The sequence below is a fragment of the Pseudoalteromonas rubra genome (genome assembly GCF_001482385.1).
Taxonomy (GTDB): Bacteria; Pseudomonadota; Gammaproteobacteria; order Enterobacterales; family Alteromonadaceae; genus Pseudoalteromonas; species Pseudoalteromonas ardens.
Genome location: NZ_CP013611.1, coordinates 2131786 through 2155759, shown reverse-complemented (window position 1 = coordinate 2155759; position 23974 = coordinate 2131786). Strand labels below are relative to the sequence as shown.

The following is a 23974-nucleotide window of genomic DNA, read 5'->3' as shown; positions in this document are numbered from 1 at the left end:
AGGTTATAAAAGTATTCATAAAAGGTAGTTGGGTGTGTTAATTTTGTTTCTAAAATGTTTTATTTTGTAGTGTGGCTTGCTAGGTTAGCCTCAAGAATAAATAGGGAGATGCATGCGCGTGAAGAACAGTCCTGATAAGCGCAATCACAAAGTGGAGAACTTCAGGCGCTATGTGCAGCGCTCAATCCGCCAGTTGAGACATCACAGAGGCTGGTCCCAGCAAGAGCTGGCCAGGCGGCTTGGTGTTGACCAGGCCACCATCAGTAACTATGAATCCGGCAAAACCGATATGAGTTACGCCCAGATGTTCGAGCTGTTTCTGGTTTTTGGTAAAGATTTAACTGGTGTACTTAAACTCACCGATCTTGAAGAGCAAAGTCCTTCACCCGATGAAAAGCCAGAAAAGGAGTGATCCATGAATGAAATATATGCGGTTATGGAATATGCCCCTATTGCAATGATTTTGTTGGGTTTGATTCTTTGTTGGAACATTGCCACAGCGAGATGGTTTCTATTGACTTATGGCCTTTTTGAAACGTTTGAATTGGCGACTTTACCAATTACGTTGCAATGGACTACACACTATTATATTGCGGATATCTTCGTGAGTTTGATGTTTCTTATCCCCGTAGTCTACAGAAGAAGTTTTGCATATAAACTGTATACATGGTTGGGCTCTGAGTACTTTCTTACTGTCTACAAACGCCAAACTTTATCCATACAAGAGTGCTGTATACTTCTATTACTCGCTTTGATGTGTGTAGTTAATTTTATTACATGGATAGAAATACTGGCTTACAAGAGTTATCTGATTGACTCTGTACCGTTCAAACTCTATCTACGAGACAATATTATGTTAGCAATCCATGTGATTTTGAGCCTTGCTTTGCTGGTATTTGCTATTAATGCGCCGGTAAGGGATAGCGAGTTTAATCATGAAGGCGCTAGCTGAGTTTTCATTTTATACACAGTCAGTACTGAGACATTAAGCTGCTAATGCTCTTATGTGAGCAACATGAAGATTGAGGTCAAGCATGCTTTTTTGAGTCGTGTTTTTTGTAAGGAGTAAATTTTTAGGTGTCAAGAAGTCAGCTTAGTTAACTTTTTGAATCAATTAAGGAGGGTTTTAAACCATGAAACGATTGTCGAAAGATGACTTAAGAAAAACGGTTGGAGGAGGTGGTATTAGTAGCCCTGATGTCCCTGATCGTGCCCAGGCTGTGCATCCTGTTCCGCCAAAAAACAGTGGCGGCTAAAGCCAGCTTAATTGCTAAAACAAAAAGCGCGTTCAGCGCTTTTTTTATGAAGATATACATAATCTTGCTTTAGTCCGTGAATAGCGCTGGACAATCAGCTAATAACCTGTGCTAGCAGTTTTTATGCTTTACACATGGAATTGTTGCTGCGAGTTATCAAGACTGGTTAGGCTGGTTTTGAAGCAACCAGCTGGGACGCATGAAATATGCTAACTATAACCAACCTAATTAAACATTTCGGCAGCCATTGCGCGCTCAGGCTGGTTTCTTTTTCTGTAAAGCCGTGAAGAGCAACATGAGTAACATGGACAGCCCCCCAAACTAGCGTAAAAGCTTTGAGGCACGTTCGACTTTGAAACTGCTCACAATTGGTCTGTGAATTTACCAGTGGGTGTCAGCTAAAAATCCAGAGGAAAACCACAGTAGACTTAGCGGAGTTTATTGTTATGCCTTGTTGCGTTAGGCTAGCCGACAGATTAACCGGGCATATTTAAAAAGGCACTATTGTGTATGACTTGCAGCAATTATTCAGTCAGTTGAAAAAAATAACCTTAAATAGAAATACTCAGCCTGAACAGGTAGCGACTATTGAAGAGCTTATTAAGTTGAGTCAGGATCATGACGGTCACAAACGAGAAAATGCCGTTTTAAGGTTAGGTATGATGGGCGACCCGGTGGCTTTTCCCTGTCTAATTATTCGCGTGAATGATTGGGTGCCTCAAGTTCGATATGCGGCAGTAAAAGCGTTGAGCTACTTGATGGTAGATGAAAATGTTGAGGCCATTATTCAGTGTCTTCCTCAAGTATATCATCTACAGGATTGCCACAGAGCCAATCATCAAGATGTTATTCGGCAAGTGGAGGCTTTGCTGTTAACAGAAACAAACCGAGGCCATTTGTTGGCAGCTGTGCAAAGCGCAAACAGTTATGTGGCCAGGCTCTGCTTGAATTTAGTCATTGAACATCAGGTTGTTGATGCCCAAACATTGTTGCCTATGGCTTTTTCGAGTAAAGATGTTTTAGTCAGAGCCCATGCTTTTCGCTGGTCTGGTATTCACTATCCACAAGTGCTGGAGAAGCACTACCTAAGCTTATTAAATGATAAGTTTATGCCAATCCGAAAAGCCGTATTAAAGCACCTATTAATGGACACCAACAATGCTCAGGTGGCTGAAAAAGGGTTAGTTGATCGCCATTCCTCGGTACGTGAGCTGGCTGTAAAGCACTGTCAGGCAAATGGTAATGATGTTGTGGCATTTTACAGGGAGCATCTTACTAAAGACATAAGTACTAAGGCGGCTATCTGGGGGCTTGGCTATCTTAAGTGTGTTGGTGATTTGGATAAAATAAAATACTTTCATCAGCATGGTACACCCTCTCTCAGAAAACAGGCGCTAAACAGTCTGTTGAAGTTAGACTCTCATAATCGTTTGGTATATCTGTTGAACGGGCTAAGAGATCCCTCTCCTTCAGTATGTAAGGAGTCGGCAAGGCTGATGGTAAAAACACGGGTCTACCTGAATGCGAAAGCGTTGATGGATATCATTTGTGGCTCAGAACATCCGCATACCGCACGAGCATGTGTCGCGCTGTCTCATCAAATCAATAAGTGGGAAAGAGTGGTATTTTTACTGATGCTAATGTCAAACGAACAGGTCGTTTCTATGTTTGATGAAGGTCAGATTAAATCAGAGCTGGCGAATTGGGGGGATGACTATAACCGTTCATTTAGCCAGCCTACGCAAGCGCAAATCGATGAGATCAGGGTATTGATGGCGGGAGTACCCGCAACCAGGTTTAGTGAACGTTTCAGCAGCTTTGCACACGCCCTTAAAACATTGGGCATTCATTAAAGAGTTAAGAATCATTATGTTATATCTCCACGAAGGGCGGCAGTGGAAATTAAGCGCGGGAGTGTTGAACAAAAAAGCCCCAACAGCTGGGGCTTTTCAACGAGTTTAGTTTAAATCACTCAATATTCTGGATCTGTTCGCGCATTTGCTCAATCAGTACCTTGAGTTCAACGGCGGCGTTGGTGATCTCGGTATTGATTGATTTAGACGCCAGGGTGTTGGACTCGCGGTTGAACTCTTGCATCATAAAGTCCAGACGTCGGCCACAGGCGCCGCCTTTTTTCAGGATCTTATGGGTTTCTTTAACGTGTGACTTGAGGCGGTCGAGTTCTTCTGCCACGTCCTGTTTTTGCGCCAGGTAAATTAGCTCCTGCTCCAGGCGGTTCTCGTCGATTTCGGCTTTCAGGTCTTCCAGCTTAGCGGTGAGTTTTTCACGCTGCCATTTAGCCACTTCTGGCATATGGCCTTCAACAACGGCAACCTGCTCCAGAATACTATCCAGGCGGGTGGTGATCATGGTTTCCAGGTTGTTACCTTCGCTTGCGCGCGCTGCTTTAAATTCTTCAACCAGGGCATCAAAGCCTTTTAACAGCTCGCTGTTCACTGTGTCCAGATCCACTTCTTCGGCTTCCATGACGCCTGGCCAGCGCAGGATGTCTGTTGGGTTTATCTCGCCACCGCTGTGCGACTGCACCCACTTGGCATTTTCGATCAGCTGCTTACTCAGGGTTTCGTTGATCGACAGCTGACCTACGTGCGCCGGGTTGGCGGTGAACTTCAAAAATACTTCCACTTTACCGCGCTGTAAGTGTTTGCGCAGGCGCTCGCGAATGACCGGTTCCAGGCCGCGGAACTGTTCCGGTGCGCGGATAAAGGTTTCAAGATAGCGTTGGTTGACGGAGCGGATCTCCCACACACCGGTGCCCCAGTCGCCCTTGATCTCTTTACGGGCATAAGCGGTCATACTATGGATCATATAAGTTCCTAATTTAATCTAAGGTTGCGGCGTGTCTGCATGTGGCTACCTAAGGTACAGCGCTGTCGTTGGTGAACACACACATCGCCATGAACGAAACATCGCCATTATAGCTGAAACATCGCCCAGCTCTAGTGGCTGGATGTGAATTATTCGCGATCCGCATGGCATAGCGCCTGGGAACCCTTTATAATATCGCGAAACTTTGATGATAGGGGAAGGTGGATGCGTCCAAGCGAAAGAACTGCAAATCAAATCAGACCGGTAACTTTTACACGTAACTATACTATGCATGCCGAGGGCTCGGTGCTGGTAGAGTTCGGCAACACTAAGGTGTTGTGTACTGCCACGGTAGAAGCGGGTGTACCGCGTTTTATGAAAGGCCAGGGCAAAGGCTGGATCACTGCAGAATACGGGATGCTTCCGCGTTCTACTCACACGCGTAATGGCCGTGAAGCGGCAAAAGGTAAGCAGGGCGGACGTACCATGGAGATCCAACGTCTGATCGCCCGTGCATTGCGTGCTGCGGTTGACCTGAGCGCATTGGGTGAAAACACCATTACCATCGATTGTGATGTGTTACAGGCAGACGGGGGTACACGTACCGCATCGATCAGCGGTGCTTGTGTGGCACTGGTTGACGCACTGACACACATGCGTGCCAAGGGCATGATCAATGCTAACCCGCTGAAGTTTATGATCGCAGCTATCTCTGTGGGTGTTTACAACGGCGAAGCCATTACCGATCTGGAATATCTGGAAGATTCAGAAGCTGAGACCGACATGAACGTGATCATGACGGAAACCGGCAAACTGATTGAAGTGCAAGGCACGGCCGAGGGCGAACCTTTCTCATTCGAAGAACTGGATGAGCTGCTGGCACTGGCTAAGCATTCAATCCGTGAGATCATTGACCTGCAAAAACAGGCTCTGGCATAAGCATAAGTAAATAAGAAGGTATCGCATGAAACAGTATCAAAAAGACTTTATTGAATTTGCCCTACAAAAGCAGGTGCTGAAGTTTGGTGAATTTACGCTTAAATCTGGCCGTACCAGCCCTTATTTCTTTAATGCAGGTTTGTTCAACACTGGCCGTGATTTGGCGCGCTTAGGTCGTTTTTACGCAGCCGCATTGGAAGATGCTGGCATTGCGTACGATGTTCTGTTCGGCCCTGCGTATAAAGGTATCCCAATTGCGACGACCACGGCTGTTGCACTGGCAGATCATTATGATAAAGACGTCCCTTACTGCTTTAACCGTAAAGAGAAAAAGCAGCACGGTGAAGGTGGCAACCTGGTAGGCTCTGAGCTGGCTGGTCGTATCATGCTGGTGGATGATGTGATCACGGCGGGCACGGCTATTCGTGAATCGATGGAAATCATCGCTGCCAATGGCGCAGATCTGGCGGGTGTGTTGATTGCTCTTGATCGTCAGGAAAAAGGCAAAGGTGAGCTGTCTGCTATTCAGGAAGTTGAGCGCGACTTTAACACCGAAGTTGTGTCTATCGTGAAGCTGGCTGATCTTATTACTTACCTTGAGCAACAAGGTGATATGGCCGAGCACCTGGAAGCGGTTAAAGCATATCGTGACCAGTACGGTGTTGCTTAATTAAGTAACCCGTTAAAATCGTATTTAAAAACCGGCTTAGGTGATGCACTTAAGCCGGTTTTTTCATGCCTGTTGCCGTGACTTTGCACCAGCTGCAAAAGTGTTTTGTGTGGTTCTGCTCACAAAACCAGCCAAGGTTCAGGCGAGTATGTTAACCTAAGCGGGTTAGTCAGCTAATTAATAAATAAAATCATGCATATTCACATTCTTGGGATCTGCGGCACCTTTATGGGTGGCATTGCGGCCATTGCAAAATCGCTGGGCCATAAGGTGACGGGATCCGATCAAAACGTTTATCCCCCTATGAGCACTCAGCTGGAGTCGCTTGGTATTGAATTAACTCAGGGCTACGATCCGGCTCAGCTGGATCCGGCACCCGATATGGTGGTGATTGGCAATGCCATGAGCCGCGGTAACGCCTGTGTGGAATATGTGTTGGAACGCGGCTTACCTTACACCTCAGGTCCCGAATGGTTAAAACATCACGTCTTGCAAAACAGTTGGGTACTGGCAGTGGCCGGTACTCACGGTAAAACGACGACTGCCAGTATGCTGGCCTGGTTGCTGGAATACGCAGGATTGCGTCCCGGTTTTCTGATCGGGGGCATAGTACAGAACTTTGGTGTATCGGCGCGTACCAGTGATACCCCGTTTTTTGTCATTGAAGCCGATGAATATGACACGGCGTTCTTTGATAAGCGCAGCAAGTTTGTCCATTACCTGCCGCGGACCTTGATCATGAATAACCTTGAATTTGATCACGCCGATATTTTTGCCGATTTGGCTGCAATTCAGACCCAGTTTCACCATTTGCTTCGTACTTTACCTGCGCAGGGTAAAGCAATTTACCCGGCAGCGGATAAACCCCTATGCGAAGTGATAGATAAAGGCTTCTGGAGCCAGCAAGAAACGCTCGGTGGTGACTGGGATTATCGCCTGTGTAAAGCGGATGGCAGCCAGTTTGAGGTGCTACTGAACAACGAAAGTCAGGGCATGGTGAATTGGCAGGCCATTGGCGAGCACAATGTTAAAAATGCGCTGATGGCGATCGCCGCTGCGCGTCATGTGGGTATTCCTGTGTCAGTCAGCATAGAGGCGCTCGGTGAATTTAAATCACCTAAGCGGCGGATGGAATTGCTGGGCGAGGTTAATGGAGTCTGTGTGTATGACGACTTTGCTCATCACCCCACAGCAATTGAAACCACTTTGGCCGGATTGCGTGCCAAGGTGGGTGATGCCCGTATTACAGCGATTCTGGAGCCGCGTTCTAACACCATGAAAATGGGTGTTCACCAGCAAACGTTGATGGACTCGCTGGCGGCAGCCGATGAGGTGTTGTTGTTTGAGCCGCCTAAGCTGAGCTGGTCATTACAAGAAGCAGCTCAACAAGCTGGATATGGGTGTTACCACAACACCGATGACATTGTGGCGGCGGTAGCGGCTCAGGCAAAGCCGGGCGAGCATGTCTTGATCATGAGCAACGGCGGGTTTAATGGGATCCATGAGGCAGTGTTAAGTGCACTGCGCGAAAAGAGGTCATAAAGTTATGTCACAATTTAAGCCAGCTATCACACTGGCGTTCAGCGGGGCGTCGGGTGCGCCCTACGGGTTGCGTTTACTCGAAGTACTGGTGGCGCTGGATTATCAGGTTTATGTGTTGATCTCCAGTGCTGCCCGTGTGGTGCTGGACACTGAATCGAATATCAAACTGTCTGGCAATGAAGACAAGGCCACGGCGCAACTCAGCGAGCTCTATCAGGCCAAAGCCGGACAGATCCAGGTGTTTGGTAAAGACAACTGGTTCAGCCCGGTGGCATCGGGCTCTGCGGCCCCTAAGAAAATGGTGGTGTGTCCGTGTAGCGCGGGAAGCGTCTCCGCCATTGCCATGGGGGCGTCAGACAACTTGCTGGAGCGTGCGGCCGATGTGGTGATCAAGGAACGTGGTGAGCTAATCCTGGTGCCCAGAGAAACCCCGTTCAGTGCCATTCACCTGGAAAATATGCTCAAGCTGAGCCGGTTGGGTGTCACTATTATGCCTGCGGCTCCTGGTTTTTATCACCAGCCACAAAGCATTGAGGACTTAGTCGATTTCATGGTGGCGCGCATTTTAGATCACCTGGGTATAGAGCACCGGTTAGCAAAGCGCTGGGGCTACGGCGACTAAACCTCTGCAGCGTTAATACATCATAGGCGCAGAGGGATTAAAACTTATCATGATCTGGGTTGAAAATGGCGTATTCAGAACCACTGAATAATCAGATCGAGACTTCTCTGGCGCTGAGGTGTTGCGTTTTTTACCAGGCTGATAACAAAGCGTATTGATACAAACAAGTGAAAACAACAACATGGGGATGTGAGGAAAAACAATAAGATGACAAAGGCATTAAATATATCAGGCCTGCGTAAGGTCTACAGTAACGGCGTTGAGGCCGTCAAAGGGATTGATTTACAGGTTGAGCAGGGCGACTTCTTTGCGCTGCTGGGCCCAAATGGTGCCGGTAAGTCGACCACCATAGGTGTGATTTCATCTTTGGTGAACAAAACGGCGGGTCAGGTGGAAGTATTTGGTCAGAGCATAGACACCGATTTGGAAGCGGCCAAATCTCATCTGGGCCTGGTGCCACAGGAATTTAATTTTAATCAGTTTGAAACCCTCAATCAAATTTTGGTCAATCAGGCGGGCTATTATGGTGTGCCGCGTGCTCAGGCCCATGAGCGCGCCGAAAAATACTTAAAGCAGTTGGGGTTACTGGATAAAAAAGACAAACAGGCACGGACTTTATCAGGCGGTATGAAACGCCGTTTGATGATTGCCCGGGCATTGATGCATGAGCCTAAGCTGTTGATCCTGGACGAACCAACGGCTGGGGTTGATATTGAACTGCGTCGTTCCATGTGGGATTTCTTACGTGAAATCAATGCTCAGGGTATCACCATTATCCTGACCACCCATTATCTGGAAGAAGCCGAGTTGCTGTGTCGCAACATTGCGATTATCGATCAGGGCAAGATTGTCGAACACACGACCATAAAGGCGTTGTTGGCTAAGCTGGACAAAGAAACCTTTGTACTGGACCTTAAGGCGCCCATAAATCCGGTTAACCTGGAAGGCTATGAGTTTGTTCTGACAGACGATCATACGCTGGAAGTTGAAGTCGCAAAATCTCAGGGGCTCAATGGGGTATTCACCCAGCTGAATGAACAGGGTAATACCGTTCTGAGTATGCGAAATAAGGCAAACCGCCTGGAAGAGTTGTTTGTCGGGTTGTTGGAACAGGGGCGCAGCGAATGAAAATCTTAAACTACGGCGTGGCACTGAAAAGTATCTGGATCAAAGAATGTATTCGCTTCCTGCGAATTTGGATACAAACCCTGGTGCCACCGGCCATTACCATGACCTTGTATTTTGTGATTTTTGGCTCTCTGATCGGCTCACGCATTGGTGAAATGGGGGGGTTTAGCTACATGGAGTTCATTGTGCCGGGTCTTATCATGATGTCGGTGATCACCAACTCCTACTCAAACGTGGCATCCAGCTTCTATTCGACTAAGTTCCAGAAAAGCATTGAAGAGTTGCTCGTGGCACCGGTGCCCAACTACATCATAGTACTGGGTTATATGGGCGGCGGTATGGCGCGGGGTATGCTGGTGGGTCTGATAGTGACTCTGGTCAGTCTGCTGTTTGTGGATATACAAATTCACAATCTGGCAGTGATTGTATTGACGGTATTACTGACTTCGGCAGTCTTTGCGTTGGGTGGTCTGATCAATGCCGTTTTTGCCAATAGCTTTGATGACATCAGTATCATTCCAACCTTTGTGCTGACACCACTGACGTATCTGGGCGGGGTGTTTTACTCCATCACCTTGTTGCCGGAGTTCTGGCAGGGGGTGTCTCAGATTAACCCCATCATCTATATGGTGAATGCGTTCCGTTATGGCTTCTTGGGGGTGTCTGATGTCAATATTACCCTGGCGTTTGGGGTATTGCTGGGCTTCATCACCGTGTTATTTGCGGTTGCACTGAACCTGATCAAGCGCGGCGTCGGCTTGCGTCACTGATCATTAGGCTATCGAGGTGGCAGGGGGTGACTCTGCCACACAACCGCTTACTTAATCTCTCAGACTGAGATAAAATACCCGCATTATTGTTCACACTACGAGCCACAACACGCTGTTATGTCAGACGCCAATTCCAGAAGCATCACCAGTAATCAGACCGGACTGCATGAAAAGTTAGACGAGGTAGTACAAAAGCACCTCAATACGCCATTCAAAAAACCCATTGCTGCCCATACACAACAAGCCTTCGAACAGGTGAATGAGAAAGTACAGGCATTCGATGGTCCGATCATTCTGGATTCTTGCTGCGGGGTGGGAGAAAGCACGGCGAATTTAGCCAAACTACACCCGGATGCGTTAGTCATCGGTATTGATAAGTCAGAGCATCGTCTTGAAAAGCATGACATTGAATATAAGCAAACAGAGTCTGGTCAATACATTCTGGTTCAGGCAGATCTGAATGATTTCTGGCGTCTAGCCTGCGAAGCCAATTGGCAGCCAAGTCACCATTATTTGCTTTACCCCAATCCCTGGCCTAAAGCGAAACACCTGCAAAGGCGCTGGCATGGTGCGGCAGTGTTCCCTTATATCGTAAAGCTGGGGGGCGGCTTGAACTGCGCAGCAATTGGTCTATTTATGTTGAGGAGTTTGCCCGCAGCCTGGCGCTTGCAGGAGCTCAAGCAACGGTAAGTGATTATGAAAGTGATACCGCTATGACACCGTTTGAACGCAAGTACTGGGCCAGCGGGCAATCAAGTACTCGCCTGATTGCTCAGTTATAAGAGTTCCAGGTCACCTGTGCTGGTCAGGCACTGGCCTGAAAATCCTTGCCCATATTGCTCTGGCTGACATTGATGTGTGGGCCAGGAGCGCCAATCAGGCTTCCTTCAACCAACTTAACGTTGCAGCTTAGCAATTGATCCAGCTGATATTTACTTTGTACACCGTCAACCAACAAGGTGATTTGGCGCTCATGGCAGAGTCTGGCAATGTGTTCAATGTACTCATGCAATTCAGTCTCTTCACTTAGTTGCTCAATGACGCTGGAGGTCAGCTTAACGCTGTCTATAGTGAGTTTTAGTACCCTGCTGATGGTCAGCAAACCACTGTTGCTTGACGCCACCATGATATTCACCCCTTTGCTTTTTAGCACATTGATATAAACCCGCATATCGGCAAAATGCTCAATCACTTCTTGCTCTTCCAGCTCAAAGGTAATTTTGGCAGGCTGCGGGTAGCGCCTGATCTGCGCAAAAATAAATTCCATGATTTGCGGGTCGGCCAGATCCTGCCAGCTCAGTTGCATGCTCCAGGCATGATGTGATTTTCGAAAATGTGCGGTGCACAGCTCAAGCATGACTTTGGTCAGTTGAGAGCTCAGCCTGGAGTGGCGGATCACCTCTGAGAAAGATTCAGGACGTAAGATCAGGCCCTGCTCAGTGAGTACTCTCGGGGTGCAATGATATTGTTCAACGGCTTTGCTCTCAGTGCCCATACGTGGTGTAAAGTAGGGCAGAATACGATGTTGTTCAAACGCACTTTGAACTGTTTTTGCAATGGCAATATGGGATTCCTGAATGGTCTTGATCTGCGTTGGATCCTGTCCATAGATGCACACTCGTTGCTGTTTTTGTTGTGCCTGACGACATGCAATAAACGCATTCTCCAGTAACAGGCGTTTATTGCCACTGGCTATGCCGGCGGTTACCTGAATGTATAAATGTGGGTCCTGTAAAATCGGCGTCGTGGCAGGAAATTCATTGATCAGGCTACTCAGATAATGCTCCCCTTTGTTGGCATCGCTCAATAGCACCAGCTTGGCAGTGGCAAGACGGTACACTTTAAATGGGGCGGTAAATTCACCGAAATGGCTCATCACTCTGCGTATGATCTCATCACCGACATCGGTGCCATAAAAGCTCACTATCTCTTCCAGCTCGTTGATTGCGATAATTGCCAGGCTAAGGTGCTGAGTGGGGTTTTTGGCCAGATCCTGTTCTAATGCCAGACGATTGGGAAACCCGGTACGCGGATCGGTTGTCAGGGTTTTTCTCAGTATCAGTAAATACATCCCTGCCACCAGTAAAGCAATGGCAAAGAAGAAGCACGCGGTGAACAGGGCCTCTTTAACGCTTTTTGCCAATTCGGTTTGGATGTGTGATGTTTTAATATCGGCTCCAGTCAGGAAGACCTTGCCGTCACGTGTTACGTGGGGAATAAAAATGGTTTTAAAATGGCCCCATTTGTCTTCGGACACTTCGTATAACGGCTGTGTTGAGCGAAATGCGCTTTTGTTAACCGAGGTTGCCTCAGAGTAGAGGTCGAGCATGCGGGTGACTTTGTCCTGTAATACGTCAGTTTGGGTGTAGCTAGAGGCACTGAAACGGACATAGGGCGCATCATAGACCATGGCATACACATACTCGACACCCAGGTGCTGTGCCAGTTGAGATAATAGCATACTCTTGTGGCGATATTCATCGCTGCTAATTTCGTTGAGTCTGTCATGATAGCCTTCTCCCAATATGAGTTGGGTACTTCGGGCAGCCATAAGGAGCTTTTGATCTATACCTTGTACTATGGTGGTACGGGTCTGATGATAAGTGTAAAGTACATAGGCCGACAAAGAGGCAACAAAAACTACAAAGCCGATGACTATCCAGGTCAGAGATAAGGCCCTAAGCGCAAAATTCCGTTTATTCATTGTCAGTTTCCGTTTGAGTCTGCAAGTCTGATGGGGTGAATTGTTCCTAATACTATCCATTTCTGACAACGCTGACAAAATATTTAACTAATCCGCCTTATTTTTGAACCCTACTCCTTACATGCACCGTAATAAATACAGGGATTACTTTGTGATGCTGTGTCATCAGAGGTTCATCAAATTATCAAGCAGAGTTCATTTTTTTTGACTGCATTGCAGACTTTCCCATCTCTTTACAGTAAAGTTAGTCATTTCGTATCAACTTGGCAAGGTAACTCCCCACATCAGTTACCCACGCATGATTAGGTATTAAAATGGGTCCAAAGCGTTGTGCAGTCGCTTCTGAAGAAAGCTTAATGCGTATCTTTACCGTTCCAGAAGCACCCAGCTCCACGTTAAGTGTAATAGAGCAGGAAATTTCCAGTAATCTGGCGGGCTTTCTGAATGAAAATATCGCAGCAATTGAAAAACCATTGCATGAGATAGAAAAAGACTTTCAGTCGGCAATGATCCCGGAAGAACCGATGTTTGTCTCTGACTATGCCCAGGATATTATGGAGCAGTTGGTTGCACATTCCGTGCATACCGCGTCGCCAAGCTTTATCGGGCATATGACCTCAGCGCTGCCGCATTTTGTTCTGCCGTTGTCAAAGCTGATGGTCGGTTTGAATCAGAACCTGGTAAAAATAGAAACTTCAAAGGCCTTTACGCCATTGGAGAGACAGGTGCTGGGCATGATGCATCACCTTGCTTATGGTGAAGATGACGCCTTCTATGAAAAATGGATGCACAGTGCCAAAACCGCACTCGGCGCATTTTGCTCTGGGGGTACCATTGCCAATATTTCGGCGTTGTGGATTGCCCGCAACCGATTGCTTGGTCCGGATGGTGACTTCAAAGGGCTTGCCAGTGAAGGGATCATGGCTGCCATGCTGCATTATGGATACAAAGGCCTGGCCGTGTTGGTGTCTGAGCGTGGTCACTATTCATTGGGTAAAGCGGCCGATGTATTGGGCATTGGGCGCAGTAACTTTATTGCCGTTAAAACTGATGAGAACAATAAGGTTGACGTTGAGGCAATGCGCGCTAAGGCACAGACGCTGCGTGAGCAGGGCATTAAGGTCATGGCGATTGTTGGCGTGGCCGGTACTACTGAAACGGGCAACATAGATCCCTTACCCGAAATGGCGGCGCTGGCTCAGGACCTGGGATGTCATTTTCACGTTGATGCAGCCTGGGGCGGTGCAACTTTGTTGTCAGCGAATTACCGGCATTTACTTAAGGGCATTGAGTTGGCTGATTCAATCACCATTGATGCGCACAAGCAAATGTATGTGCCAATGGGCGCAGGTATTGTATTGTTTAAAGATCCCACCGCAACAGATGCGATAGAACACCACGCGGAGTACATTCTGCGTAAAGGGTCAAAAGACCTGGGTAGTCATACACTTGAGGGCAGCCGCCCTGGTATGGCCATGCTGGTTCATGCATGTTTACGGGTGATAGGGCGTAAAGGGTATGAAATGCTGATCGACAAAGGCATTGAAAAAGCCCACTATTTTGCAGAGCTGATCCGCGAGGAAGACGACTTTGAGTTGGTCTCTGAACCGGAGCTATGCCTGCTGACCTATCGCTATGTGCCAAAACAGATCCGCCAGGCGATTGAACAAGCCGATGAGCAGGAACGCATTGATATCTATGCGGCGCTGAACCGATTTACTGCCAGTATGCAGAAACGCCAGCGTGAATCAGGCCGCTCTTTTGTATCACGGACGCGCTTAACCCCTTCGCAATATCAGTATCAGCCTACCGTGGTATTCAGAGTGGTGTTAGCCAATCCTCTGACCTCAAAGCAGATGCTAAAAGAGATTCTGGCAGAACAAAAAGGGCTGGCGCAGAGCGATCCGGTCTTTAAAAAGTACCTGGCAAAATACATGGCTTAGTGTATCGGTTTTCGGCGTTGGGCGTGCCCGGATTAAAGAAAACAGTACATTTTGTAACAGGCGCTATACTATTAGAGTATGACAACGGCATGGCATCACATTGAGATGATGCCTGATCTCAACAGCTTTGCGACTTGGTAGTACCTTTGAATCGATTAACCCAGAGCACGCAAAAATTGCGGCGGATCAGCTCGCAAGAAGTCGATGTTTCAGGTGAACATCAGCGCTTTCTGCATGATATTATTTTTGAGGCAAAATCTTTGCTTCAGGTCGATCGTGTGTCGGTGTGGCTGTTTGACGACATGCACAAGCCAGGCAAGCTGCTCAATTACGCCAATACAGACTGGCAAACCGTGCCCAGCCAGCTGCCGGTGCTGAGTATTGATGATTTCCCCGTTTACTTTGCCACCATTATTAGCGGTCAGTCGATTGCAGCAGACAATGCCTGTACAGATCCTCGCACCTGCGAATTCACCGATATCTATCTCAAGCCTAATAACATTGCCACGATGCTGGATACTGCCATCTTTAAAAATGGCATTGCATTGGGTGTGGTGTGTTGTGAGGGGCTGGTTAATGTGCGCCAATGGCAGGAGTGGGAAGTAACAATCACTGAAATGGTTGCAGATTGCTGCAGTCGGCGTTTGTTGGTACACGAGTTGTATCAAATGCATGAAAAGCTTACCAAAATGGCCTTTCAGGACATGCTTACGGGCCTCAACAATCGCCGCTTTTTAATGGAACATGCCAAGCGTGAAATGAGCCGTCATCAGCGCACAGAGCATCCTATGAGTCTGATCATGATGGACCTGGACAGGTTTAAACGGATAAATGACGATTTTGGTCATGATGCCGGCGATAAAGTGCTGCAAAAGTTTGCGCAGTGTTGTCTGGACGTAGTGCGCATTGAAGATTGTTTTTGTCGTCTGGGCGGTGAGGAGTTTGTGGTGTTACTGCCAGAAACCTCGGTCAGTGATGCACATATGGTAGCAAACCGGTTATGCATTGCGATCCGTGAGATGGAAGTGCGTCAGGAGAACACGCTTATCCATGTCACGGCCAGTTTTGGGGTGGCCGAAGTCAATCCCAGTATGCCATTCGGTCATGCCCTGAAAATGGCCGATCAGGCTGTTTACCGCGCCAAGGCCAATGGTCGTGACCAGATCCAGCTTGCCTATTAGTGACTCTTCACCTGCTCTGAGGTGTGCGTCTCAGGCACTGTGGTTGAGCAGTGCTTTAAGCTTAGCCGGTTTAAGAGGTTTGCTCAGATAGTGGATCTCGGCCTGTTTAGCCTGTAGCTTTAAAGGTTCGTCACGTACTGCCGTGATTAATACCGCCGGGATCTGGGCGTTCCAGCATTGTCTTAATTCCGTGATCAAATTAATCCCGTCTTCATTGTTATCGAGCTGATAATCCATCAGGATAAAATCTGGTGCCTGGTTTTGGGCGGCATGCTGCCTGGCTTTGTCTGCCCTTTCAAACATCTGATAACTAAACTGCCATTTATCGAGCAGGCTTGCCATCGCAGCCAGATTCTTCGGATCGTCGTCAACCACCACCAGATTTAGGCGGGTTTTTGCGCTTAGTTTTTGCTCTGACTGTGTGTTTTTTTGCTGTACCTGTTGCTGATCGCCCAGAGGCACTTCGACACAAAAACGGCTACCCTTACCGGGGATCGACTGCATTTCCAGTGGCATACTCAGCAACTCACAAAGTCGTTTTACAACGCCCAGGCCCAGTCCGACCCCTTTGTTGTCGCCACTTTGAACGCGGTAAAAGTCGTTAAATATTTTCTGCTGTTCATGCTCCGAGATACCCGGGCCTGTGTCCCACACTTCAATGCGGACACTGTGGCTGCGACGACGACAGGCCAGTAAAACCCGGCCTTGCTCCGTGTATTTGACTGCATTGGAGACCAGGTTCTGTATGATACGACGCAGATAGGTAATGTCGCTGTGAATGATTTGGTGACTGGTGCGCACTTGCAATGATAAGCCTTTTTCCTGACACAAAATGGCGTATTCATTGGCCAGTGGCGACATAATGTCGTTGATATCAAAATGGCGGGGGGTTGGCTTCATAGCGCCTTGTTCCAGTTTGGCAATATCCAGCAATGCCGACATCAGGTGAACCGTTGAATCCAGGCTGGCCCCCAGCTTTTCCAGATTGCTGCGATCATTGCCTTGCAGCTTATCTTCATCAATGGCCGCCAGGTAGAGGCGGGCAGCATTGAGGGGCTGCAAAATATCATGGCTGGCCAGAGCCAGAAAGCGGGTTTTACTGTCATTGGCGCGTTCTGCTTCCTTTTTAGCGCCGACCAGTGCCTGTTCGGTTTCTTCCCGGCTGGCTATCTGAGCCTTCAGATCCTGGTTGATCAGACGGATCTCCTGGGTACGCGCTTCAATGCGATTTTCCAGATCCATGTTGACCTCTTCAAGCGCGTTTTGGGTGTCGATATGGCTGGTGATGTCAGAGAAGCTGGTAACAAAGCCGCCTTCTGGTAGCGGGTTACCTGTCATCTCGAACACTTGGCCATTACTGCGATGACGAATAAAATGGTGGGGCGTGCCATTTTTCAAGTGCTGTACACGTTTTTCGACTAGTTTTTCTAACTCTCCGGGGCCACATTCACCGCGTTCGGCGTTGAAGCGGATCACTTCCTCAATGTTCTGACCTACTTGTAAAAAACCATCCGGGTATTCGAACATTTCATGATAACGGCGGTTCCAGGCAACCAGATTGAGATCTTTGTCGACGACAGAGATGCCATGACTGAGGTTTTCCAAAGATGTAAACAACAGATTTTGGTTGAACTGTAATGCCTGCGTGGTTTCATCAAAAAAGTTAACCACTTCCTCAAAGGCAAGCTGCTTACCTGATGAGACGGCATGGATCAGGGCACGGGCCGATGAGGCGCCCAGTACACCGGTCAGAGCCCGCTCACAAAAGGCAATAAAATCAGCACTCGGATAGGCGTTACTGTCTTCAATATCATGATTAATCGCGTAATGGCTGAGTAACTGCTGGCTCCGCTGGATCCCCAAAAAGGTCTGTAGTAACACCGTAAAGTCGTACACAGTGGCTTTAACGTCTTTGTTAAGCCGTTTAGCTGCACTGGCTTGCTCCCATGGGCTAACAAAGGCGGCTGCCTGGATCTTATCAATGAGGCGCTCATATGCACCCAGTGAAAAGCTGATATAACAACTGATATTAGCCAGTAGCGCCAGTAGGGTGCCTCGGGTGATGATGGTCTGACGGGTTTCAAAATCCAATGCACTACCGGCTTCAATGACGGGAAACATCAGAAATAACATCCAGCACAGAAAGCCAGCCAGTAACCCGGCATAGACTCCGTAAGCATGGCCTTTTCGCCAGTACAGTCCACCGACAATGGCTGGCAATAACTGAGTGACCAAAGAAAACGCAACCAGGCCCATGTTGGCGAGCGCTTCGCCATGGCCAAACCATTGCTGATAAAGAAAAGCCAGCACTAGGATAGCCGCAATGATAAAGCGGCGGATAAGTAAAATTCGGGTTTTATAATTGCTGGTGAGGCGATTTTTCTTAAACTTGCGCTTTATCAGCAAAGGGAGCACCACATCATTGGAAAGCATGGTACTGAGCGTCAGTGTGGCGACCACTATCATGGCGGTGGCTGCCGACAACCCGCCGATGAATACAAAGGTGGTGATCAACGGGTGACCCTGCATCATAGGCAGAGCCAGTACAAAGCTGTCTGCAGCGACGGTTTGGCCGATACTGGGATGAATGGCTGCCGTGGCAATCGGCAAGATCATTGCAGCGATCAGGATAAGGTATAACGGAAATGCCCAGCGGGCAGTGCGAAGGTGGCGGCTATCCTGGTTGTCGACCACTGTGACATGAAACTGACGAGGTAAACAAATGATGGCTGCTGCGGCCATCAGTGTCTGGCCGACAAAGTTGAAATTGGTAAAATCAAATCCTTGCCAGTGGACAAGTAATAAGGTGGTTGAGTCACTCTGAGTTAGCAGCGCTTTTATGGCGATAACAGCCACTGCGACCAGTGCCAGTAACTTGATGAGCGACTCAAATGCGACAGCCAGCATCAGTCCGGAGCGATATTCGGTGACATCAACTTTGCGGGTACCAAAAAAGATAGCAAACAGGGCCATTAATAAAGTGCCGGTCATGGCCAGCATGCCCCCGGAAATTGGGGTGCCCTGTTGTAACAGCAAAAAGCTGCTGCTCAGTGCCTTGAGCTGCAATGCAATATAGGGAATGGTGGCCAACAAGGCTATCATAGTGACCATCACCGCGGTGGTTTGGCGCTTACCATAACGTGCTGAAATAAAGTCGGCGATGGTGGTGATGTTTTGTTTTTTACTGACCAGGATCAGTTTGCGCAAAAAGCCCTGACCAAACATAAACAGCAAGGCTGGGCCCAGTAAAATGGGCAAATAGTGCCAGCTACTGGTTGCTGCGGTGCCTACTGATCCGTAATAGGTCCATGAAGTACAATAAATGCCCAGTGCGAGGGCATAAACAAAAGGGTGATGGCTGATCCGGGTTGCAGCCGGCGTTGTTTTGTCCCCCCAGTTGGCGAGCCAGAAGAGTAAGCCGATATAGGCGATGGCAACGAGGATCAGTGCAGCCGTCATGATGAGCCCTTGTGTTAATTCTTGTTATTGTCTCTGTGCCTTTAAAGTAGCATCACTTGCAAATAATCCAAAGTGAGATAATCACCTGATTTTACAAAATTATTCGATTTTTATTGAATTAATTAGACTAATGTCTTATCCCTGAGATATACGTTCCGTTAATCGTTCCATATCATCGATGAATAAATTAAGTGATTGATTTTATATTATTTAATAGCCATTGATGTGTGTTTGCTTTGCAGTTTACGTAAACGTAACCTTGTTGTTACGACTAAGGTCTCAATTTCTTCTTGACGACCCATTGCTACAGTCAAAAGGTCATTAACACCAGCACATCGGCAACAGGTGTGTGAAAGGGGACTTATCATGGCTTTTAAAAGTGAAGAACAAGCAAAAGCATATTGGTCAGAGAATCTAGCCTTAATGTTTAAGCTATTAGTAGTGTGGTTTGTGGTGTCTTTTGGATGCGGCATTCTGCTGGTTGATGTACTCAATGAGGTCCGCTTCTTCGGATTTAAATTGGGTTTTTGGTTTTCGCAGCAGGGCGCAATTTATACCTTCGTTGCTTTGATTTTTGTCTATGTATTCAAAATGGATGCGCTGGACAAAAAATACGGCGTGGATGAATAAGGAGCGCTATGATGGATGTTCAAACTCTCACCTTTTTAATTGTTGGGCTCAGCTTTGCCCTGTATATCGGCATTGCAATCTGGGCGCGTGCCGGTTCAACCAATGAATTCTATGTTGCTGGTGGCGGCGTGCCGCCGCTGGCAAACGGCATGGCAACGGCCGCCGACTGGATGAGCGCAGCGTCGTTTATTTCTATGGCGGGGATTATTTCATTTGCCGGTTACGACGGGGGTGTGTATCTGATGGGCTGGACCGGTGGTTATGTACTGCTGGCACTGTGCCTGGCACCTTACCTGCGTAAATTTGGTAAATTCACCGTGCCGGACTTTATCGGCGACCGTTATTACTCTCAGGTAGCTCGCGTTGTCGCTATTTTGTGTGCAATCTTTATTTGTTTTACCTACATCGCAGGGCAAATGCGTGGTGTAGGCGTAGTGTTCTCTCGCTTTCTAGAAGTTGACATCGAAACCGGTGTGTATATCGGGATGGTGATCGTATTCTTCTATGCCGTACTGGGTGGCATGAAAGGCATTACTTATACTCAGGTTGCGCAATACTGCGTACTGGTGTTTGCTTATTTGGTACCCGCTATCTTTATCTCTTTGATGATGACTGGCCACTTACTACCGCAAACCGGCTTCGGCGGTACGTTGGCGGATGGCTCTGGGACCTATTTGCTGGATAAACTCGACGGGCTCAGTACCGAACTCGGCTTTGCGCAATATACAGAAGGGTCCAAGAGCATGATTGACGTCTTTGCCATTACGGCTGCCCTGATGGTCGGTACGGCTGGTCTGCCACACGTTATTGTGCGTTTCTTTACTGTACCAAAAGTAAAAGATACTCGTATCTCAGCGGCCTGGACCTTAGTGTTCATCGCCATTGTTTACACCACAGCACCCGCGGTTGCATCATTTGCCCGAGTGAATATGATTGACACGATTAACGGTAAAGATGGCAGTGGTACGGCGTATGCCGAGGCACCTGAGTGGGTGAAAAACTGGGAAAGAACGGGCCTTATCACGTTCAATGACAAAAATGGCGACGGCAAGATGTTCTATTCTGCTGGTAAGATTGACGACCCGGCGAGCCGCAATGAAGTGAAAATCGACCGAGACATCATGGTACTGGCGAATCCGGAAATTGCAGATTTACCAGCCTGGGTGATTGCGCTGGTCGCCGCTGGTGGCATAGCCGCAGCACTGTCGACAACAGCAGGCCTGTTACTGGTGATCTCCACCTCGGTCTCCCATGATCTTCTCAAACGCACACTTAAGCCGGATATCAGTGATAAACAAGAGCTCCTGGCCGCACGTTTGTCGGCAATGGTGGCCATTGCAATCTCTGCTTACTTTGGCATTAATCCGCCCGGATTCGTGGCGTCGGTGGTGGCCTTTGCCTTTGGCCTGGCGGCAGCAAGCTTCTTCCCGGCGATCATTATGGGGATCTTCTCTAAACGCATGAACAAAGAAGGTGCCATCAGCGGTATGGTGTTTGGTATTGGTTTTACCGCCGCTTACATCATCTACTTTAAGTTTGTCAGCCCGGAACTGAATACGCCAGCGAATTGGTTATTTGGTATTTCACCTGAGGGAATTGGCATTATTGGCATGTTAGTGAACTTTGGTATTGCTGCTATTGTGATGAAGCTGACGGCTGAGACGCCAATTGAAGTGAAGCAAATGGTAGATGGGATCCGTAACCCGAAAGGCTCATCTGCTGCACATGCGCATTAAAGCGCAGCCTATCAGGTAGGGGTACTTTCTGATAGCAAAGAAACCAACTACTTCATGGCGAAAGCTGTGGAGTAGTTGTCATTTTTTGGGAGGGATTATGACGGCTCACGTACAGGATGTGCTGACCTTTGTGCAGCAACAGGCGCCATTTGGTCAGTTGGCCGACAGCGCGGCAGATTACTTTGTTGAACACCTGGATATCATTTATGTCAGTGCACAGAATCAGGCCCAGTGGTTCAGAAGCGATCAGCCCCAGCTTTATCTGGTCCGTTCTGGTCACTTTGATTTGCGGTCGGAGCGGGGAGAGTTGGTTACCCGGCTCGCTGAAGGGGATTACTTTGGTTACCCCTCGTTGCTAACGGGTGAGCCAATCAGTAATCAGCTGGAAGTGGTGCAGCCAGGGTTGGTCTATGTATTGCCACAATCGGCATTTGACTTTCTTCGTCGTGAATACAAACCTTTTGAGCAGTATTTTGTGCGTGCCCATGCCAAACGTTTGCTATACAGTCACTATAAAGAATCGGGAAACAGCTGGTCTGAACGTCCGGTCAGTGAGTTAATGAGTCGGGCAGCAGTGACCCTGGCACCCGATGCCAGTATTCAGGAAGCGGCCAAAGTTATGAAGAAGCATCGGGTTTCTTCGATCATGGTGACTGAGCACGACCAATTATCAGGTGTTGTGACGGATCGCGATTTGCGCAACCGGGTGCTGGCAGAAGGTCTTGATCCTGCCCGGGCTATTGGTGAGATCATGACAGCCAAACCGAAACACATTTTCGAAAACAACCGGATCTTTTCGGCATTGCATTTGATGCTTAAGCACAATATTCATCATCTACCTGTGCTCAGTGAAGATCGCACGCCGATAGGCATGATCACCAGCACAGATCTTTTACGTCAGCAAAAAAGCGATCCGGTGCAGTTGATCGGCCGGATCTATAAAGCATGTAGTTATGCTCAGGTGAGGCAGTTGGCGAAAGAGATCCCGGATCTGTTGAGTGATTTTGCCAATAAGATCGAGGATATTTCACTGATCGGTCAGTTGCTCAGTGGCCTTAGTGATGCACTGACAGGACGCTTGATAGACCTTTATCAGCAGCAGCATGGTAACGCACCCACCCCGTTTGCCTGGATCTGTTTTGGTTCCCAGGCGCGTGAAGAGCAAACCCTGCATTCCGATCAGGACAATGGTCTGTTGTTGCCCGAAGGTGTCACAGATGAACAAAGACAGTATTTTGCTCAGTTTGGCGCATTTGTCTGCCAGCAACTGGATGAATGCGGGATCCGCACTTGCCCGGGCAATATTATGGCAAGCAACCCGCAATGTCGGGGCACACTCAGTGAGTGGTGCGACAGATTTACGAGTTGGATCCATACACCAACACCCCATGCAATGCTGAACTGTAAGATCTATTTTGATCTGCGCTTTATTACGGGATCGGATGTCTTGTTCGGCCAATTTCTGCATCATTTAAATGAGATCCCGAAAAATGCGTTGTTTTACGCTGCGATGGCGGCCGATATTAATACCAATACGGTGCCGATTGGATTGTTTCAGCAATTTAAGCTTCAGCAGGATAAGCACAAGCACAAATATCTGGACCTAAAAAAGCGCGGTGTGGTGATCATCAACGATGTAGTTCGTCTTTACGCGCTGCAAGCTGGGATCCGTAAAGCCAATACACAGCAACGTTTACACGCGCTGAAAGAACATAAAGTGCTCAGTGCTGAAGACATTGCTAACTTGCAAGATTGCTGGCGCTATTTAACTCAGTTGCGTTTGCGTACACAGATTGACAAAGAAGGCTTGCCAGAAAATTGCATCAATCCGGAGCATTTAAGCTCACTGGAGCGTCATCAGCTCAAAGAAGCCTTTCATTTGATCAAGCAAGCACAGCAAGCATGTGCCTTCAAATTTGCCAGAGGTAGCCTGTGAGCTGGTTAACCCGACTACGTAATTGGCATGCTTACCGTCATCTTAGACTGGAAGATGCCAACCTGATCGTCTTGGATCTGGAGTTGACTGGATTAGACCCGAAACGAGACGAAATTGTCTCCGCCGCCTGGGTTGAGATCCGACAGGGCCGTATCACGCTTAGCACAGCCCGACACATGCTGAATAAGGAAGTACGCCAGCTGGGGCAAAGTCCGGTGATCCATGGCGTGGATGAGCGGGCATTGGCACAGGGAAGCAGTTTGCGTGCATTGCTACAACAACTGGCTGAGTTGTTCGAACAGGGTGTATTGGTATGCCACAACGCCATACTAGACTGGGGTTTTCTCAAGCGGGCGTTCGTGTCTCATGATATTTCTGCGCGTCCTGAGTTGATCCTGGATACCATGCAGATTGAGAGAAATCGTTTGCTCAGACAGGGGAAAACGCTTGCGTCAGATTGCCTGACATTGTCTGCTTGTCGTCAGCGCTATGGGTTACCATCAGCTTGTGAGCATCATGCACTGAGTGATGCGCTGAGTACCGCGGAGCTTTTACTTGCACAAAACAGCCAGTTTGGTGGGGCACATGGGGCGTTACTCAGGCAACTGACATAATTATTTTTGCATATC

At 48.1% G+C, this 23974-nt stretch carries 18 protein-coding genes and 1 pseudogene; 16 read left to right on the top strand and 3 right to left on the bottom strand.

Annotated features, from left to right (window positions below):
* Window positions 1-112: 112 nt before the first annotated feature.
* The 3 genes from AT705_RS09505 to AT705_RS09495 all read left to right on the top strand — a co-directional run bounded on the left by AT705_RS09505 (window position 113) and on the right by AT705_RS09495 (window position 3109).
* Window positions 113-412, top strand: coding sequence for a helix-turn-helix transcriptional regulator (locus AT705_RS09505; protein WP_058796410.1), 300 nt, complete (start codon window positions 113-115; stop codon window positions 410-412).
* Between the two features lie 3 nt (window positions 413-415).
* Complete coding sequence (locus tag AT705_RS09500) at window positions 416-952, top strand: hypothetical protein (protein ID WP_058796409.1); 537 nt, start codon at window positions 416-418, stop codon at window positions 950-952.
* Window positions 953-1762: 810 nt separating this feature from the next.
* Window positions 1763-3109, top strand: a complete 1347-nt coding sequence (locus AT705_RS09495; protein ID WP_058796408.1) for a HEAT repeat domain-containing protein — start codon at window positions 1763-1765, stop codon at window positions 3107-3109.
* A 115-nt stretch (window positions 3110-3224) separates the two neighbouring features.
* On the opposite strand, the gene AT705_RS09490 is transcribed toward AT705_RS09495, so the two are convergent.
* Window positions 3225-4085, bottom strand: a complete 861-nt coding sequence (locus AT705_RS09490) for a YicC/YloC family endoribonuclease (protein WP_049862926.1) — start codon at window positions 4083-4085, stop codon at window positions 3225-3227.
* Between the two features lie 225 nt (window positions 4086-4310).
* Between AT705_RS09490 and rph the strand changes: the two genes are divergently transcribed.
* The 7 genes and pseudogenes from rph to trmB all read left to right on the top strand — a co-directional run bounded on the left by rph (window position 4311) and on the right by trmB (window position 10538).
* Complete coding sequence (gene rph, locus AT705_RS09485; protein WP_010383487.1) at window positions 4311-5024, top strand: ribonuclease PH; 714 nt, start codon at window positions 4311-4313, stop codon at window positions 5022-5024.
* A gap of 25 nt (window positions 5025-5049) precedes the next feature.
* The gene (gene pyrE, locus AT705_RS09480) at window positions 5050-5694 is read left to right on the top strand and encodes an orotate phosphoribosyltransferase (RefSeq protein WP_058796407.1); all 645 of its coding nucleotides are present in this window, start codon (window positions 5050-5052) and stop codon (window positions 5692-5694) included.
* A gap of 192 nt (window positions 5695-5886) precedes the next feature.
* Window positions 5887-7236 carry a UDP-N-acetylmuramate:L-alanyl-gamma-D-glutamyl-meso-diaminopimelate ligase gene (mpl, locus tag AT705_RS09475; protein ID WP_010383484.1) on the top strand — a complete coding sequence of 450 codons (1350 nt, stop codon included), beginning with the start codon at window positions 5887-5889 and terminating at the stop codon, window positions 7234-7236.
* 4 nt (window positions 7237-7240) lie between these two features.
* The gene (locus tag AT705_RS09470; protein WP_010383483.1) at window positions 7241-7858 is read left to right on the top strand and encodes a flavin prenyltransferase UbiX; all 618 of its coding nucleotides are present in this window, start codon (window positions 7241-7243) and stop codon (window positions 7856-7858) included.
* Between the two features lie 207 nt (window positions 7859-8065).
* Window positions 8066-8986 carry an ABC transporter ATP-binding protein gene (locus AT705_RS09465; protein ID WP_058796406.1) on the top strand — a complete coding sequence of 307 codons (921 nt, stop codon included), beginning with the start codon at window positions 8066-8068 and terminating at the stop codon, window positions 8984-8986.
* A 2-nt stretch (window positions 8987-8988) separates the two neighbouring features.
* Window positions 8989-9756 carry an ABC transporter permease gene (locus AT705_RS09460; protein WP_155946230.1) on the top strand — a complete coding sequence of 256 codons (768 nt, stop codon included), beginning with the start codon at window positions 8989-8991 and terminating at the stop codon, window positions 9754-9756.
* Between the two features lie 117 nt (window positions 9757-9873).
* A pseudogene (trmB, locus tag AT705_RS09455) lies at window positions 9874-10538 on the top strand (tRNA (guanine(46)-N(7))-methyltransferase TrmB).
* A 23-nt stretch (window positions 10539-10561) separates the two neighbouring features.
* Here the strand turns inward: trmB and AT705_RS09450 are convergent.
* Window positions 10562-12460, bottom strand: a complete 1899-nt coding sequence (locus tag AT705_RS09450; protein WP_058796405.1) for a GGDEF domain-containing protein — start codon at window positions 12458-12460, stop codon at window positions 10562-10564.
* 314 nt (window positions 12461-12774) lie between these two features.
* Here AT705_RS09450 and panP point away from each other — a divergent pair, with 314 nt between their 5' ends.
* Window positions 12775-14403, top strand: a complete 1629-nt coding sequence (panP, locus tag AT705_RS09445) for a pyridoxal-dependent aspartate 1-decarboxylase PanP (RefSeq protein WP_058796404.1) — start codon at window positions 12775-12777, stop codon at window positions 14401-14403.
* 146 nt (window positions 14404-14549) lie between these two features.
* On the top strand, window positions 14550-15584 hold the full coding sequence (locus AT705_RS09440; RefSeq protein WP_058796403.1) for a sensor domain-containing diguanylate cyclase: 1035 nt from the start codon (window positions 14550-14552) through the stop codon (window positions 15582-15584).
* A 30-nt stretch (window positions 15585-15614) separates the two neighbouring features.
* Here AT705_RS09440 and AT705_RS09435 read toward each other — a convergent pair whose 3' ends face one another.
* A complete protein-coding gene (locus AT705_RS09435) occupies window positions 15615-19043 on the bottom strand; it encodes a PAS domain-containing hybrid sensor histidine kinase/response regulator (RefSeq protein WP_058796402.1) in 3429 nt (1142 codons plus the stop codon).
* Between the two features lie 366 nt (window positions 19044-19409).
* Between AT705_RS09435 and AT705_RS09430 the strand changes: the two genes are divergently transcribed.
* The 4 genes from AT705_RS09430 to AT705_RS09415 all read left to right on the top strand — a co-directional run bounded on the left by AT705_RS09430 (window position 19410) and on the right by AT705_RS09415 (window position 23959).
* Window positions 19410-19673, top strand: a complete 264-nt coding sequence (locus AT705_RS09430; protein WP_010383473.1) for a DUF4212 domain-containing protein — start codon at window positions 19410-19412, stop codon at window positions 19671-19673.
* An 11-nt stretch (window positions 19674-19684) separates the two neighbouring features.
* Window positions 19685-21409, top strand: coding sequence for a sodium:solute symporter family protein (locus tag AT705_RS09425; RefSeq protein ID WP_058796401.1), 1725 nt, complete (start codon window positions 19685-19687; stop codon window positions 21407-21409).
* Between the two features lie 97 nt (window positions 21410-21506).
* Window positions 21507-23345, top strand: coding sequence for a DUF294 nucleotidyltransferase-like domain-containing protein (locus AT705_RS09420; RefSeq protein WP_058796400.1), 1839 nt, complete (start codon window positions 21507-21509; stop codon window positions 23343-23345).
* The gene (locus AT705_RS09415; protein ID WP_058796399.1) at window positions 23342-23959 is read left to right on the top strand and encodes a 3'-5' exonuclease; all 618 of its coding nucleotides are present in this window, start codon (window positions 23342-23344) and stop codon (window positions 23957-23959) included. Before AT705_RS09420 ends, AT705_RS09415 begins: the two co-directional genes overlap by 4 nt.
* Window positions 23960-23974 lie beyond the last annotated feature (15 nt).